The sequence below is a fragment of the Thermodesulfovibrio hydrogeniphilus genome (assembly GCF_054657355.1).
Window position 1 is genome coordinate 1,300,957 of the sequence record NZ_BAAHYW010000001.1, and the last position, 15,914, is coordinate 1,316,870.

General features: G+C 36.5%; 16 protein-coding genes. 9 read left to right on the top strand and 7 right to left on the bottom strand.

Features of this window, described 5'->3' with window-relative positions:
• The first annotated feature begins 194 nt into the window (after window positions 1–194).
• The 5 genes from hpt to ACYQ3P_RS06585 all read left to right on the top strand — a co-directional run bounded on the left by hpt (window position 195) and on the right by ACYQ3P_RS06585 (window position 4,664).
• Window positions 195–719 carry a hypoxanthine phosphoribosyltransferase gene (gene hpt, locus ACYQ3P_RS06565; protein WP_460177138.1) on the top strand — a complete coding sequence of 175 codons (525 nt, stop codon included), beginning with the start codon at window positions 195–197 and terminating at the stop codon, window positions 717–719.
• Complete coding sequence (queD, locus tag ACYQ3P_RS06570) at window positions 719–1,087, top strand: 6-carboxytetrahydropterin synthase QueD (RefSeq protein ID WP_460177139.1); 369 nt, start codon at window positions 719–721, stop codon at window positions 1,085–1,087. The genes hpt and queD overlap by 1 nt, the downstream gene beginning before the upstream one ends.
• On the top strand, window positions 1,062–2,390 hold the full coding sequence (locus ACYQ3P_RS06575; protein WP_460177140.1) for a TldD/PmbA family protein: 1,329 nt from the start codon (window positions 1,062–1,064) through the stop codon (window positions 2,388–2,390). The genes queD and ACYQ3P_RS06575 overlap by 26 nt, the downstream gene beginning before the upstream one ends.
• Before the next feature lie 601 nt (window positions 2,391–2,991).
• Window positions 2,992–4,152: an acyl-CoA dehydrogenase family protein gene (locus ACYQ3P_RS06580; RefSeq protein ID WP_460177141.1), complete on the top strand. Its 1,161-nt coding sequence runs from the start codon at window positions 2,992–2,994 to the stop codon at window positions 4,150–4,152.
• 89 nt (window positions 4,153–4,241) lie between these two features.
• Complete coding sequence (locus ACYQ3P_RS06585) at window positions 4,242–4,664, top strand: CAP domain-containing protein (RefSeq protein WP_460177142.1); 423 nt, start codon at window positions 4,242–4,244, stop codon at window positions 4,662–4,664.
• On the opposite strand, the gene ACYQ3P_RS06590 is transcribed toward ACYQ3P_RS06585, so the two are convergent.
• From ACYQ3P_RS06590 to bioD, 4 genes are all read right to left on the bottom strand, one after another.
• Complete coding sequence (locus ACYQ3P_RS06590) at window positions 4,658–5,704, bottom strand: class I SAM-dependent methyltransferase (protein ID WP_460177143.1); 1,047 nt, start codon at window positions 5,702–5,704, stop codon at window positions 4,658–4,660. The two genes, ACYQ3P_RS06585 and ACYQ3P_RS06590, sit on opposite strands and share 7 nt — an antisense overlap.
• A gap of 42 nt (window positions 5,705–5,746) precedes the next feature.
• Window positions 5,747–6,658 carry a quinolinate synthase NadA gene (gene nadA, locus ACYQ3P_RS06595; protein WP_460177144.1) on the bottom strand — a complete coding sequence of 304 codons (912 nt, stop codon included), beginning with the start codon at window positions 6,656–6,658 and terminating at the stop codon, window positions 5,747–5,749.
• The gene (locus ACYQ3P_RS06600) at window positions 6,643–7,335 is read right to left on the bottom strand and encodes a lytic transglycosylase domain-containing protein (RefSeq protein ID WP_460177145.1); all 693 of its coding nucleotides are present in this window, start codon (window positions 7,333–7,335) and stop codon (window positions 6,643–6,645) included. The genes nadA and ACYQ3P_RS06600 overlap by 16 nt, the downstream gene beginning before the upstream one ends.
• A gap of 932 nt (window positions 7,336–8,267) precedes the next feature.
• Window positions 8,268–9,002, bottom strand: a complete 735-nt coding sequence (gene bioD / locus ACYQ3P_RS06605) for a dethiobiotin synthase (protein WP_460177146.1) — start codon at window positions 9,000–9,002, stop codon at window positions 8,268–8,270.
• A gap of 729 nt (window positions 9,003–9,731) precedes the next feature.
• On the opposite strand from bioD, the gene ACYQ3P_RS06610 reads away from it, so the two are divergent.
• The 4 genes from ACYQ3P_RS06610 to ACYQ3P_RS06625 are packed head-to-tail and all read left to right on the top strand — an operon-like array spanning window position 9,732 to window position 13,783.
• Entirely contained in the window at window positions 9,732–11,255 is a 1,524-nt protein-coding gene (locus ACYQ3P_RS06610; RefSeq protein WP_460177147.1) for a sodium-dependent transporter, read from the top strand.
• Window positions 11,252–12,160 (top strand): biotin synthase BioB, encoded by a 909-nt coding sequence (gene bioB, locus ACYQ3P_RS06615; protein ID WP_460177148.1) that lies wholly within the window; start codon window positions 11,252–11,254, stop codon window positions 12,158–12,160. Before ACYQ3P_RS06610 ends, bioB begins: the two co-directional genes overlap by 4 nt.
• Window positions 12,144–12,884: a 6-carboxyhexanoate--CoA ligase gene (locus tag ACYQ3P_RS06620; RefSeq protein WP_460177149.1), complete on the top strand. Its 741-nt coding sequence runs from the start codon at window positions 12,144–12,146 to the stop codon at window positions 12,882–12,884. Before bioB ends, ACYQ3P_RS06620 begins: the two co-directional genes overlap by 17 nt.
• Window positions 12,881–13,783, top strand: a complete 903-nt coding sequence (locus ACYQ3P_RS06625; protein ID WP_460177150.1) for a diacylglycerol/lipid kinase family protein — start codon at window positions 12,881–12,883, stop codon at window positions 13,781–13,783. The genes ACYQ3P_RS06620 and ACYQ3P_RS06625 overlap by 4 nt, the downstream gene beginning before the upstream one ends.
• Here the strand turns inward: ACYQ3P_RS06625 and ACYQ3P_RS06630 are convergent.
• Genes ACYQ3P_RS06630 through ACYQ3P_RS06640 form a run of 3 tightly spaced genes read right to left on the bottom strand, consistent with a single transcriptional unit; the run spans window position 13,746 to window position 15,900 of the window.
• Window positions 13,746–14,537 (bottom strand): flagellar motor protein MotB, encoded by a 792-nt coding sequence (locus ACYQ3P_RS06630; RefSeq protein WP_460177151.1) that lies wholly within the window; start codon window positions 14,535–14,537, stop codon window positions 13,746–13,748. The genes ACYQ3P_RS06625 and ACYQ3P_RS06630 overlap by 38 nt on opposite strands.
• A complete protein-coding gene (gene motA, locus ACYQ3P_RS06635; RefSeq protein WP_460177152.1) occupies window positions 14,527–15,393 on the bottom strand; it encodes a flagellar motor stator protein MotA in 867 nt (288 codons plus the stop codon). The genes ACYQ3P_RS06630 and motA overlap by 11 nt, the downstream gene beginning before the upstream one ends.
• Window positions 15,394–15,900 carry a PilZ domain-containing protein gene (locus ACYQ3P_RS06640; RefSeq protein ID WP_460177153.1) on the bottom strand — a complete coding sequence of 169 codons (507 nt, stop codon included), beginning with the start codon at window positions 15,898–15,900 and terminating at the stop codon, window positions 15,394–15,396.
• Between the last annotated feature and the right edge of the window lie 14 nt (window positions 15,901–15,914).

The window sequence follows — 15,914 nt, forward strand, 5'->3', positions numbered from 1 at the left end:
AAAATAGGCGTCATTATGAGGAAGCGATAGCAATCCACTCAATCTCGCCTTTTTGCAGATTCCCACCCCTCACCTTCGGTGAGGCTCGCAATGACAGAATTAACAAAAGTCTTATACAAATCGCTCAATTTAAATTATAATATCCTAAAATTAACTTCGTCAAAATTTGGTAATTTTTGTTATAATATTTCACTATGTTTATTGGAACGCCATTAATTTCGGAAGAGCAGATTCAGAAAAAAGTAAGTGAGCTGGCACGCAAAATTACCAATGATTACAAAAATAAGGATTTACTTGTGATTGGAATTCTTAAAGGCGCATTTATATTTTTTTCAGACCTTGTTAGGCAGATCAAAGCACCTTTGAAAGTAGATTTTATTATTGCTTCAAGTTACATCAAAGATAAATCCTCTGGAGAGGTAAATATTCATTATTTCCCCCGAGAAGAGATAAAAGGCAAAGATGTGCTTCTTGTGGAAGACATAATTGACACAGGAATATCTTTACAAGCTATACGAGAGAAAATTCTTTCAATGGAGCCAGCATCTCTTAAAATATGTGTTCTACTTGACAAAAAAGAAAGAAGAGTTGTGGAAGTTCCTATTGACTATTTAGGATTTTCAATTCCTAATAAGTTTATTGTGGGCTATGGACTTGATTATAATGAAATGTTTAGAAATCTTCCGTATCTTACTATTTTCAAAAAAGAGCTGAAGTGATGTACAGGTTAAAGATACTCTCTGGCTTTGATGCTGCTCATCAGTTAAGAGGATACAAAGGAAAGTGTGAAAATCTTCATGGCCATAATTGGAAAGTAGAAGTAAATGTTCTATCGGAAAGCCTTAATGAAATTGGAATAGCCATAGATTTTAAGGAATTAAAAAGAGTCACAGAAGAAGTCTTATCCTTACTGGATCATAGTTTTTTAAACCAAATTCCACCATTTGATAAAATAAATCCTTCCAGTGAAAACATTGCAAGATGGCTGTATTCGGCATTAAAAGAAAAGCTTCAAAACTATCCTGTAGTTCTTGAAAGCATTACTGTTTGGGAGTCTGATTATGCAGCAGCCACATATTTTGAATGACTATATTGAGATTATCTACAAAAAACTTCCTGAAATAAAAGATTTTCAATGGGAAATTTACTTTTCAGGAAAAAAATCCTTTTCTGTTGAAGGCAAGGATTTAAATATTGACAAAAAAAAGAATTCTGCAAAGGAGTTTTTTTCTGTAAGAGTTATCAAACAACAAAAAGCAGGGACTTCCACCTGCTCAAGCTTTGATAAACTTATAGATGCTTTTGCCTCTGCTATACAAATAGCAGAAATTTCTGAACCAGATGAATTTCTGAGTCTCCCATCAAGCAGAGATTTCACGGAAGTAGTTGTCTTTGATGCAGATATCTTTGAAGTCAAAAATTCTCTCTCTGCTCTCCTTATTGATATGCAGAAGGCGGCTTTTTTTGACAAAAGAATAAAAAAACTCAGAAATGCTGAAATTTCAATAACAATTGAGGACATGGGAATAATAAATTCCAATGGAATATCTATCTTTCACCCATTTACAACTATAACTGCCCATATAATTGCTATAGCAGAAGATAAATCTCCACAGATGGCATGGTCTTACAGGGCTGAAAGATTTTTTAGAAATATCAATGTTAAAGAGGTAGGAAGAGAAGCAGGACAAAAGGCTCTTATGCTTCTTAATCCTGAAAAGATTAAATCTTTTAAAGGATTTGCAGTTTTTGACACCTTTGTGGCAACTGAATTTGTTGAGCTTTTATCCCAGTCGCTTTCAGCAGAAAACTATTTGCTTGGCAGGTCACTTTTTATCGGTAAAATGAATGAGCAAGTTATAAATCCATTAATTAACATCATAGATGACGGAACAATTCCAGAAAAATTCGGCTCCACACCTTTTGATGGAGAAGGCGTGCCCACATCAAGGAAAATTTTAATAGAAAAAGGCATGCTTAAATCACTGATGCACAACACATATACAGCCAAAAGGATGGGAACATCATCAACAGGCAATGCTGTCAGGCTTGCAAGTGGAATCTCTGTAGGTCCTACAAATTTCTATATTGATACAGATGCAAAAAAATATAGCAAAGAGGAACTTATAAAAAATGTTGACAAAGGAGTATACATTACAGAAGTTATGGGTATGCACACTGCAAATCCTGTTAGTGGAGACTTTTCAGTTGGGATTTCTGGAGTATATATAGAAAATGGTGAGTTAAAGTATCCTGTTAAAGAGGCTGTAATTTCTGGCAATGTTTTAGAAGTTTTTAAAAATATTGTTGCCTTAGGCAATGATTTAAGGTTTTATGGCAATATAGGCTCACCGAGTTTTCTTGTAGAAGGGGTGGATATTAGTGGATAGTGGATGGAAGTTGAAGGAAAGCGAGAAGAAGACATTTACGAGGAATCAGCATGATGCAAAAGCAATCTGTCGTTGCGAGGCATTCTTTCCCTCGTCATTGCGAGGTCTTTTTTTCTTCATTGCGAAGTATCCTTCTTCATATGTTAGATATATGGACATTGCGAGATACTTTAGTCCTAAAGCAATCCTGTCTTTTTATGAGATTGCTCAGCCTGCCTGTCGGCAGGCTCGCAATGACCCTCTTCCTTCGTTATTGCGAGTCGCCCCCCTTTTCGTTATTGGGTGGCATTCCCTTCTTCGTCATTGCGAGGCATTTTCCTTTCCGTCATTGCGAGGGTGCGATAGCACCCGAAGCAATCTAAGAGACTGCTTCTCCCCTGATTGCTTAGCTTTGCTCGCAACAGGGTCTCCAAGTGAGGAAATGGGAGATTGCCACTCCCCTTCGGAGCTTGCAATTAAGGCAATGATGATAGCTTACGGCGAGCCAGAGGCATGGTGATAATTGACAATTAACGAATAATATAATTAATTGCAATGAAAAAGAAATTTTTCATAGAAGGCATAGAAGATTGAACATCAAAATAAAAATTAGGAGGGTGTAATGGATTATTTTTTAACTGAAGAGCAAAAGATGATAAAAGACTTGGCGAGGGACATTGCAGAAAAGCATGTAAAGCCAATTAGAGCTGAGCTTGATGAGACAGGAGAGTTTCCTTGGGAAATTATGAAAATTCTCGCACAGGCTGATATGTTCAGAGTTTTTGTTCCAGAGGAATATGGAGGACTTGGCACTGGAAGCTTTGAACTTTGTCTTGTAGTAGAGGAGCTTTCAAGGATTTGTCTTGGAGTTTCAACCACATATGCAGCCAATGCTCTTGGCACATATCCAATTATTCTATTTGGAAACGAAGAACAAAAAAGAAAATATTTACCAGACATAGCTGATGGCAAACGCCTTGTAGCCTTTGCACTTACAGAGCCAAATGCAGGCTCAGATGCAGGAGGAATCCAGACAACTGCCACAAAGGACGGTGATTATTATATTCTTAACGGTAGAAAACAATGGATTACGAACGGAGGAGAGGCTGAAATATACACAGTTATTGCTATTACCGATAAAAGCAAAGGTGCTCGTGGTGCTTCTGCCTTTATTGTTGAAAAGGGAACTCCCGGATTCAGCTTTGGCAAAAAAGAGAACAAAATGGGAATAAGAGCATCTGTGACAAGGGAGCTCATTTTTGAAAACTGCCGTATTCCAAAGGAAAATCTTCTTGGTAGAGAAGGAATGGGCTTTATTGTAGCCATGAAAACCCTTGACCAATCAAGAGTTGGTGTAGGAGCGCAGGGACTTGGAGTCGCTCAGGGAGCATTTGAGGAAGCAGCTCGCTTTGCAAAACAAAGAGTACAGTTTGGACAACCTGTAATAAGTTTTCAGGCAGTGCAACACATGCTTGCTGATATGGCGATTTTAATTGAAGCTGCAAGGGCTCTTGTTTACTCAGTTGCAAGATATATTGACAGCGGAGCAAAGGAAATCACAAAAGCTTCAGCAATGGCTAAAACCTTTGCCACTGATGTTGCAATGAAGGTTACTACAGACGCAGTTCAGGTCATGGGTGGTGCAGGATATATGAAGGATTATCCAGTTGAGAAGATGATGAGGGATGCTAAGATTCTTCAGATTTATGAGGGAACAAATCAGATTCAGAGAAATGTCATAGGGCAGGAAATAATCAAAGAGCTTTCAAGGTCTATGAAATAATGATAAAGCCTCAATTTTATTTGTTGTTTGTGGTTGCTTTAATTGTGGGTTGCTCTTTTTTCAATTATCAGGGTTGGCAATACTCATCTATGTTAACAGTTAGAGAAAAAGAAGAACTTTTGATAGAGCATAACAAATGGAGAAGATATGTGAGTGTGCCTGATTTAAGATGGTCAGAGGAGCTTGCATCAATTGCTCATGATTGGGCAGATAAATTAAGTGTTAGATGTCAAATGTATCACAGTAGCAATAATTTAGGTGAAAATATTTTTTGGGCAAATTATCCTGCAAAGCCCAAAGATGTGGTTGATTATTGGGCAAAAGAAAGATTTGATTATGATTATATAAACAACAGTTGCAGAGCAGGCAAAAGATGCGGACATTATACCCAAATGGTTTGGCGAGAAACAAGAGAAGTTGGTTGCGGAAGAGCAAAATGCAGAGATGGCTCATACATTTGGGTTTGTAATTACAAACCAACTGGCAATATAGCGGGCAAAAGACCTTACTGAAGTATATTTTTTGATAAAATCATTACTCTGTGGCTCTCCCCCATACCTTGGGGGAGCACAAGCCTTTTAAATTGTTGAATTAATTTTAATTCATTTAGTTTATTTAACAAAGCTTCATTACAGAGAGAAATTAAATATTTGCTTTGGGATGAAAAATGTTCAACTTTGAATCCTGCATAAGTAGCCCATTTCTCAATGGCTGTAAAATTTACATGGGCTGTAATGTCCTGCTTTCCAATATTTAAATACTGATTTTCGCTGATTGTGTGTTTATGGTAGCAAAGAAGTGTTCCTCTGTTTCTGGAAGGGTTATAATATTCTTCTGAAGTGTAACCATAATCAAAGATCATTAAATAACCAATTTTTAATTTCTGGGCGAGCTTTTCAATAAATTCTTTTGCTTTAAGATTTACCTCAGACCTGTATCCCTCTATATCAAATATCCAAGGTGCAAACTCTTCAAGATACCGCACAGTATCAGCTCTTGCAGGAAAGAGTGTTTCTTTTAAATTACCTGTTTCATCAACTGTTACATAAACCTCATAGGGCTTATCTTTTATTTCAAAAATTCTCACAGGTAAGGCATCAAATACTTCATTCAGAATAATCACTCCAGTTACCTCTGAAAGTTCATCAATATTTTTATGCCAAACAGGTATGTTTCCAAATTTCTCAAGTCTTGATTTTTGGATTTTAACAAGATAGGGATTTATCTCAACAAGGTTGTATCTTGGTAAAAAACTAAGATTTGATAGAATATCCTCTGCAAGATAACCCATACCAGGACCTATTTCTGTTATTGAGAAATCAGAGGGCTTGTTCATTTTGAAGTAATAATCCTCAATTGCTTTTGCAAGCAAAATCCCAAAAACTGCTCCAAGATGGGATGCTGTAAAAAAATCGCCCTCTCTTCCGATTTTTGTTAAAGGACTTGTGTAATATCCATGCTCTGGAAAGTAAAGGGCTATCTCCATGAAATCTTCAAAAGAAATTACGCCTTCTTTTTTTATTTTTTCTTTGATTATTTCAGAAATCTCCATGTTTTTCTATCACACTGCCGCCTTGTTGCTCTATAGCACTATTTATGAGACAAGATAGAGCATGCGGTCCACTGCTTCTTTTGCTTTAACTCTTATATCTTCGGGGACTTTGATTATATATCTGTTTTCTTTTAAGGCAGAAAGAACGCTTTCAAGGGTGGTAATTTTCATATTGGGGCATATCATTGTTCTTTTGAGGGGATAAAAAATTTTTTCTGGATTTTCTTTTTTAAGCCTGTAAAGAAGTCCAACTTCTGTGCCAATTATAAATTCTTTTGCTGTAGATGACTTTGCAAACCTAACCATGCCTGAAGTTGATGCAACATGGTCAGCCATTTCAATCACCTCAGGCCTGCATTCAGGATGAACAACAACCAATGCATCTGGATGAGCTTCCTTTGCCCTGAGCACATCTTCTTTTTTTATCATATGATGGGTTGGGCAAAAACCTTCCCAAACAATTAGCTCCTTCTCTGGAACATTTTTTTTGACCCAGTTAGCTAAATTTTTATCTGGAATAAATATTACTGATTTAAACGGAACTGCTTTAACAATTTGAGGAGCATTTGCTGATGTGCAGCATGCATAACTTAAAGCCTTTACCTCTGCGGTGGTATTAACATAGGATATGACAGGAGAGTCAGGATATTTTTTTATCCATTCCTTAAGCTCTTCAACATCTACATTGTCTGCCATTGGGCATCCAGCTTCAATTTCTGGCAGTAGAACCGTTTTATCAGGATTAAGTATTGCAGCGGTTTCTGCCATGAAATGAACTCCGCAGAAAACAATGACATCGCATTCTACCTTTACTGCCTGCCTGCTCAGTTCAAGGGAGTCTCCAACAAAATCTGCAATATCCTGAACTTCCTCCCTTTGGTAGTTGTGAGCCAAAATTATAGCATTTTTCTGTTTTTTAAGCTCTAATATCTCTTCAATTATCGCCTTATCCATGTGTCATCCACATTTGTATATAAAACTGAGCCGTCTTGTAGAACAACGGCTTTAATTGGACGAAATTTATTCTTTTCAGGTGAATAACCTATATTTTGAGGAACACTTCCTGAGTATCTGAGCGAGATTCTATGCACATAGCCCTGTGTTTCAGGAATGTTCGGTATTCTGCCAAGTCTTTCAACAAGATTTGGACCTGCATTGTATGCTGCCAATGCTAAAGAAACATTTCCATTGAATTTTTCCAGTAAATATTTCATATACCTTATTCCTGCATCAATATTTTCATTTGGGTCAAAAGGATTTTTAACTCCCATAAGAAGGGCTGTGGAAGGCATCAACTGCATTATACCCATAGCACCTTTAGGAGACACAGCATTTACATTCCAGCCAGACTCTTCTCTAATCATTTCTTTTATAAGTTTCACATCTAATCCGTATTTTTTAGACTTTTCTTCAACTATTCTTTCAAGCTCTTCACGGGAGTACTTGGTTTCAGAGGCAGTTGAAAAATGGACAGGTTTATAGGCTGTTTTTTTTGATTTTTTTTCAAATCTAACATCGCATAGATTAGTGTATACTGCCTCACCATCCACTACTTGGAGGCATAGTTTTCCAGCATCGGCAGTATTAGAAATCAGAAATACGAAGCTGATTAGAAACAAAATTTTTAACATAATTTAAATAATAGCAGAGAATATAAGTTATTTGCAATTATTGACTCAAAAATAGCGATAGAAATCCAATAATTGGCATAACCATTTGAAAATTAAGTATTTTTTGCTGTCATTGCGAGCATCCTAAGGATGCGAAGCAATCTCTACTTTGTTGAAAGAAAAAAAGGCGAGATTGCTTCCTCCTCGCTTCGCTCGGAGTCGCAATGACGGGAAGGAGAGAGAGATTGCTTCGCCCCAGATTGCCACGCTATCGCTTGCAACAGGGGGGCTCGCAGTGACGAGTGTCTATCTCTATTTTTCGGTATTGAAGAAAGCTTAAAAAAATAGGAGAAATAAAAAAGTCAGCATTGTAAGTCAATATTTTGCAAATGATAAGCATAGAAATCAAACATATCGTCACTGCGAGCCTCCGAAGAAGGCGATGCAGTCTATAAAAATTCGTAAGGCGCAAGAACTGAAAAGTTAAAAGGAAAAGACGGATTACTTAGGCATACTGCGGATGCCTCGCAATGAGCACCTTTTCTGTCATTGCGATGTATTCTCTCCTCGTCATTGTATGTTAGAGATATGGACATTGCTAAGGTGATTGAGCAACCAAAGTAATCTCCTTTTTCCACTCCCCTAAAATAGAGATCACTTCGGCTTGCTCCGCAAGCCTCGTGATGACTAAAAAAGTGTCATTGTGAGATTACCACGCCTTCAGCACGCAATAGTCTCTCATCTTTTAGTCATCGTGTGTTAGATATATGGACATTGCGAGAGATTTTATTTCTGAGGCTATACTTTCTTTTTATGAGATTGCCACGCCTGCCTGTCCGCAGGCTCGCAATGACCCCTTCCTTCGTCATTGCGAGGAGCTTCAGCGACGAAGCAATCTCAACTTTTACAACATCGCACTTCAGATATTTAAAATGAAAGGCTAACAGGGTTTTCTATAAAATCGCCTCAATATCAATATGCTTTAGCCCTGTTTCTCCTATGGTGTCTTTACTATAGTCATTCAAATAAGGCATTATGCCTAAACACGGAATATCCAGAATTTCTCTTAATATTTCAGGATTTGTTTTCTCTGCAATGTCATTCTTGGGAGGTTCATTAAAGTTAATAATAAAGCCTTTTATAGGAATTTTTTTATTCCTTAAAGCCTCAATTGTAAGAATTGTGTGATTCAATGTCCCAAGAGTTGGCCTTGTTACGACAATTGCTGATAATTCCATATCTTTTATCAAATCCCTTACAAAATAGTAAGATGCTTTCTTCCTTTCTAATTTTATAATAGGAACCATTAAGCCACCAACTCCTTCAACGATAAGATAGTCATATTTTTTCTTCAAATTCTCAAAAGCTTTAAAAATTCTGTCTGTTTCAACCTCCAGATTTTCAATTCTTGATGCCATAAGAGGGCTTAAGGGTGTTTCAAATTTTACAGGTGTGATTAAATCCACAGAATCATTCATCTCAGCCATATCACGCAAAAACATGCCATCATTTGGCAGAAGAATGCCGTCTTTATTTATACAACCAGTTTCTATGGGTTTCATAGCGCCAACTTTATGCCCTCTTTTTATAAAGCATCTTAAAATAGCAGCAGTTACTATTGTTTTACCTACTCCTGTATCAGTTCCTGTGATAAAGTATCCTGCTTTCATAGGTAAATCCCTTTCCACTAAACTGTGCAAAATGCACAATTTAGACTGGGGTATTTTTTCTCCGCCCTTTAACTACCACACCCCAGCAGGCGGATTTTGTGGTAGTCATAGCTTTTGTCTATGTAAACAAAAGCATACAACATTTATGATAAAGAAAAATTAGGTCAAAAATCCAGAAATAAGATATAACCGAAAAATATAACCGAAAAATAGAGATAGACACTCGTCACTGCGAGCCCCCCTGTTGCGAGCGATAGCGTGGCAATCTGGGGCGAAGCAATCTCTCTCTCCTCCCCGTCATTGCGACTCCGAGCGAAGCGAGGAGGAAGCAATCTTGCCTTTTCCCCTTCAAAGAGATTGCTTCGCATCCTTCGGATGCTCGCAATGACAGCAAAAAATACTTAATTTTCAAATGTTTATACCAATTATTGGATTTCTATCGCTATTTTTGGGAGAGAGAAAATTGTTTTGATGCTATAGTGTATAATTATATAATATAACCTGAGTTGAGAGATTATCGGATGTCATTGCGAGCGAAGAGAGGCAATCTCGTCTTTTATGAGATTGCTTCGGCATCCTATCGGATGCCTCGGAATGACGAAGAAGTAGATTACCAGTCCTCACCTTTGGTAAGACGCGATGACAAAAAAAACAAAAAAGGTGAGGCTTGCAACAACAGATTAACAGGGGTGTATAAAAAATCGCTCAACTTAAACATATAATTTAACATAGCTTTAGGAGTAAAAAATGCAAGAAAGGGAGAAATGGAAGTCAAAAATAGGGTTAATTCTTGCCACCGCAGGTAATGCAGTTGGATTAGGAAATGTTTTGAGATTTCCATCAAAGGCTGCTCTTTATGGTGGCGGAGCCTTTATGGTTCCATATTTTATTGCATTTATTTTTATGGGCTTACCCTTAATGATTATTGAATGGGTTATTGGCAGATTCGCTGGCAAGTATGGACATGGTTCAATGACTGGTATTTTAGGTTTGTTTTTCAAGCACAAAAGCTGGGCAAGGGTTTTAGGTTCCTTTGGAGTAGCTATTCCCGTATTAATAGCAATGTATTACATATACATTGAATCTTGGACTTTAGGTTACTCAATTTTATCTTTATTAAATCAACTTCCTAAACCTATTGATAGCTCTGTTCCTATAGAAGTAGCCAAACCTTATGTTGATTTTTTCAAACAGTATACAACTCCCTCTAAAATAGCCTATATTTTTCTATTAATAACTCTTGTCTTGAACTGGATTATACTTCAAAGAGGCGTAGTTAAGGGAATTGAACTGACAGCTAAAATAGCTATGCCTTCCATAATTTTGTTTGGCCTTCTGCTTGGAATAATTTCTCTTTCTGCAAAGGATTGGGCTGGAATTGATGGTTTAAGGTTTATTTACAACCTCAATTTTTCTGGAATAACCAATCCTACAGTCTGGGTAGAAGCTGCTGGACAAATATTTTTTACTCTGTCATTAGGTATGGGAGCAATTGCTGTTTATGCAAGCTATGTCAAAGAAAAGGACGACATCATTAAAGCAGGGTTGGCAACTGCTGGCATAAATGAATTCGTTGAATTACTAATAGGTGCCTCAATTGCCATACCCGCAGCATTTGCCATGTTTTCCGCAGCTGCTATTCCTGAGCTTGCAAAAGAAGGAACCATGAGGCTTGGATTTATGACTATGCCAGCTGTTCTTATGAATTTGCCATTGGGGAATTTAATTTCCTTTGTTTGGTTTCTTTTGCTTTTCTTAGCAGCCCTTACTTCATCCCTTGCACTCATACAGCCGCTTATCGCTTTGTTTGAAGATGAGATGAAGTGGAGTCATGCTAAGGCAGTCAATGTAGCGATGTTTCTAATTATTATTGGTGCTCATTTTTCTGCCTTTGTTCCAAACTTCATTGATGAGCTTGACTTTTGGGCAGGAGCTATGATGTTAATTTTCTTTGGATTGGTTGAGATTATTATATTTGTCTGGGTATTTGGCATAGAAAATTTTTACAAGGAAATGATAAGCCATACTTCTTTAAAGATACCTAAGACATTTGTTTACATTACAGCTTTCATATCTCCTTTATTTTTAGCCTTTATTTTGTATTTTTGGGTTGTAAAAAACTTTTCTGAGGTCTTAATAACTTCAGATTTAAGCAAAATTTTCGCAAGGGTCTTTATAATTTTTGTATTAGGATTTCTTTCATACACTGCAATCAAAAGCAGACAAATTATTTTAAGAGACATCAGATATCTCAGGAAAATTAAGGGATGATAGAGAAAATAGTCAATTCAGATTTTTATTCTTTGCTTTTTGAAGCAAACGAATTAAGAATAAAATTTAAGGGCAATAAAATAGAACTCTGCGCAATTGTAAATGCAAAAAGCGGAGTCTGCTCTGAAGACTGCGCATTTTGTGCCCAGTCATCAAGATATAAGACAAATGCTCCTGTTTATCCTTTACTTAGCAAGAGAGATATATTGGAAAGGGCTTTAGAGGCAAAAAAACACAGGGTAAAAAGATTCTCAATAGTTATCAGCGGAAGAAAACCAACAAAGAATGAACTTATTAGTATCGCAGATTCAATTGAGGAGATAAAAAAAGCGGGAATTAATACATGTGGCTCTTTGGGATTTTTAAACTATGATGAAATTTGCTATTTAAAAGATAAGGGGCTTGAAAGACTTCATTGCAATTTGGAGACTTCTGAAAGATTTTTTACAAAAATTTGCACAACCCACAATTTTTCAGATAAATTAAAAACCTTAGAGTTAGCTAAAAAAGCTGGGCTTTCAATTTGCTCTGGAGGAGTTTTTGGAATGGGTGAGGAATGGATTGACAGGGAAGAAATGGCAAAGGTGTTGAAGAATTTGGAAGTTGAATCAGTTCCAATAAATTTTCTAACTCCCATCGCAGGAACACCACTTGAGAATAAACATCCACTAAGCCCTACAGAAGCATTGAAAATTATAGCTTTCTTTAGACTTATGCTTCCTGAAAAAGACATAAGAGTATGTGGCGGAAGACCATTGCTTGGGGATTTTGCCTCATGGATTTTTCTTGCTGGTGCAAATGCTTTGATGACAGGAAATTATCTTACAACAACAGGAAGACATTACAAAGATGACTTAAAATTCATTAAAGAACACGAACTTGAGGTTGATGATGTGGTCAGTTAGAATGAGAGCTTCAAAAAATGAACATGAAAAAGAAAAACACATCTCCGGAGCTGAGGGAATATATGATTTTTCAGAGCTTAATAAAGCAATAAATCAATATTTAAAAAGAGCCTTTGAGCATTCAAGGGGACAACCAGATAAAATTGTCCTTACTGTGGAAAAAATTGAACAACCGGTTAAGAAAATTCCAGCACTTCCGATAAAGACTATTTTTTGCAATACAAAAGACGAAGCTATGGAGTTTGTGAGATTAAAATTAAAGGAACTCGGAGTATCGGAAAATGCAATAGATTTAGCCTTTGAAGTTATTAAAAATCAAGAAATGCGTGGAGCAACAATGATAGATTCACTCACAGGTAAAAGGCTTGAACCTGACATAAAAAGGGGAGTAAGAGTATCCAGAATTCACATGGATAAAAATAAGAGACTAATAGTATTAAGACAAATAAAAAAACTAACTCCTCAGCCACAGAGAGTTGTTGAGGCTCTAACCATCGCCTCTAAAGTATCTTCTCGTAATGATATAGTTGCTGAACTTTGCATATCAGATAATCCAGATTACACAACAGGATATTTAGCATCTCGGGATTTGGGATATTTGAGAATTACAAATATAAAAAACAGGGGAGATGAATACGGAGGAAGGGCATTTTTCATAAAAATGCCTTGTAACATTGCGGATTTAATATATTTTTTGGAAAAAACTCCGGTGATTGTCTTATGAAATATGAAAAAATCTTCCTAATTGCAAATCCAATTGCCGGTGGTGGTTCTTTAAAAAGAATTCAAAAAGTTGAAGAGATACTCAAAACCAAAAACATACTTTTCAATACCCTTCTTACAAAAAAAAGAGGAGATGCGGAGCAATTCTCTAAAAACATAGCTGAAAAGTATAAAGGTAAAAGCATACTTGTAATAGGCGCTGGAGGTGATGGAACATACAATGAAATAGTCAACGGACTGGCATTTTCAGATGTTGCATTGGCAATACTGCCAATGGGCACAACATCGGTTCTTGCAAAGGAGTTAAATATTCCAAAAAATCTGCCTAAAGCCGTTGAATTTGCAATCAATGGGAAGGCAGAAAAGGTTCATCTTGGAAAAATTAAAAGCAAAGAAAAACAAAGACTTTTTATTCTTATGGCTGGAATAGGATTTGACGGCTATGCAGTTCATAGAGTTAGACCAGAAAGGAAAATTTTTTTAAAGAAAATTGCTTATATTATGGCTGGAATTAAAACCCTTTTAAGAGAAAAGCCTGAAAAATTAGAAATAACAAATGGACAGAAAAAATCTGCCTACTCTGTTGTAATCGCTAAGGCTTCATGTTATGGAGGAAACTTCAAGATAGCACCTGACATTGATTTAAGAGAGCCTTATTTTGGTGTGTTTTTATCTAAAACAAGCTCTCGCTTAGAACTCGCATTGCAGATCATTGGCGTTGTTTTTAAGAGGCATTTAAAAATGAAAGGGACAGATTATTTTCATTCAAACCATCTGAAAATCCGAGGAGATGCACATGTTCAAATAGATGGTGACTATTTTGGTAAAACTCCAGTTGAGATCAAGATTGTTAAAAATGCTCTTAACCTTGTTTTTCCTTTAAAATATCAAGATCCTTAGGCTTTTGCCCTTTTTCAAACTGTAAAACAATGCTAATTCTTCTGTTTCTTGGGTCCTTAGGATTTTCCTTAATAAGAGGCATGGTGTCTGCAAAACCTACAACCCTTGATATTTTTGATGGGTCAACACCATTTTTTTCAAGCTCTATTCTTGCTGATGAGGCTCTATAACTTGAAAGCTCCCAGTTAGATATACTGCCTCCTCTGAATGGAACTGCATCAGTATGACCTTCCACCGCTATCATAGCATTTTCATCTTTAATGTTTTCAGCAACAACTTTTAGAATTTCTTTAGCTTTTGGCGAAAGCTCTGCGGAACCGCTTGGGAAAAGAGGGTCACCTTCAAGGTCTACAAGCTCAATTCTTACCCCACCCTCTATAGATTCAACAATTATATGTTTTTGAAGATCTTTAAGTTTTTCTTCAATGGCTTTTTTCATCTGTTCTTTAAATCTTTCTGCAATATTTTCTCCTGTAACAGGTTCAACAGTCGTCTTTACTTCCTGATGAATTGAAGAGGACTGTTCCATAAAGGATCTACCTGACTGCTGAAATAAATTAAAATTTCTGAAATAGTCAGCAACAGCAGCTCTTTTTTCAGGTTCTACCATTGTTATTAGCCAAAGAAGCAAGAAAAAAGCCATCATAGCGGTGACAAAGTCTGCATAAGCAACTTTCCAGCTTCCGCCATGATGGTCGCCATGACCTTTCTTGACCTTTTTAACTATTATAGTTGTTTTTGACTTATCTGCCACTCTTTAAAGCCCTTATTTCTTCTTCAAGCTCATGGAAAGAGGGTCTCACATTTGGTGGAATGCTTCGACGAGCAAATTCAACAGCAATCTGAGGCGCTGCGCCTCCTACAAATGATATAAGAGCTGATTTCAAAACAAGCAGATACTCCTTCTCAGCATGAACTGATGCTTCCATTCTTCTTGATAGGGGTCCTACAAAGGCATAACATAGTAAGACACCTAAAAAAGTTCCTACCAATGCAGCAGCTATACTCATTCCTAAAATTTCTGGTGGTTCTTTCATTTTCCCCATTGTTATTACAACTCCTAATACTGCTGCAACTATACCAAGTCCAGGAAGAGAATCTGCTATAGTTGAAAGAGTCTTCGCTGGAGTTATTTCCTCTTCGTAAATCGTTTCAAGTTCATTATCAAGCATGCTTTCTAGCTCATAAGGTGATATCGTTGTTGTCATGACTGTCCTTAATGTATCAGTCAACAAATGAAGAGCATGATGATTTTTAAGAAATTTTGGATATTTTGAAAAGATTGAACTATTCTCTGGTTCTTCTACATCTTGTTCAATAGAAATCAATCCTTCTTTTCTTATTTTAGTAAATAACTCTGTAAGGAGAAGCAACACATCCAAAAAATCCTTTTTAGAATAATTCTTTCCGCTCGTAATAGTAGATATAGACCCCTTTATTACTCCAATGATAACATGAGGCGAAGAGGAAATTATCAAAGCACCTAAAGCAGCTCCACCAATAATCAAAATTTCCGATGGTTGAAAAAGTACAGAAAGATTACCACCATGCCATAAATATCCTGCTGTTATACAGCTAGCACCAACAATTATGCCAATGATTACCAACATTTAAATTTCCCTTTTTTCCCTCAAAATTTGTCTTTCTCTGTGAAAAACAAATTTAATGATAAAATCTCTTACTTCTTCAGATATATTAATAAATTTTACACTAATTTTCCAATGATTATCTGTTTTTTCACTTTTAACTACTTCGCCATAAAGATATAATGCAATTGTAGCAGGAGTTTCAAGAACTGTTTTAATCTCAACGATATCTCCAACATTATAGGAAACCTCAGAGGTAAAACTAATGCCTCCTCCGCTTATGTTTACATCATAGATGGGCAGAGAGGAAAACCCTTCCTGATGTAAATTTAAGGAATTAATAATGTGGTCAAGTTTAGCATTTATGATTTTTAACCACTCAGCAAGTACTTTATCTGTTGGTTCTTCATGGGGAATGTGTAAAAAACTTATATCTCCGGAAACTCTTGATTTTATTTTATGCTTTTCCTCTTCCGGAATTAATCTAATTCCCAATGGAATAGAAGCATCTACTCGGGAGTATTCTCTCATTTTTTATACCTATC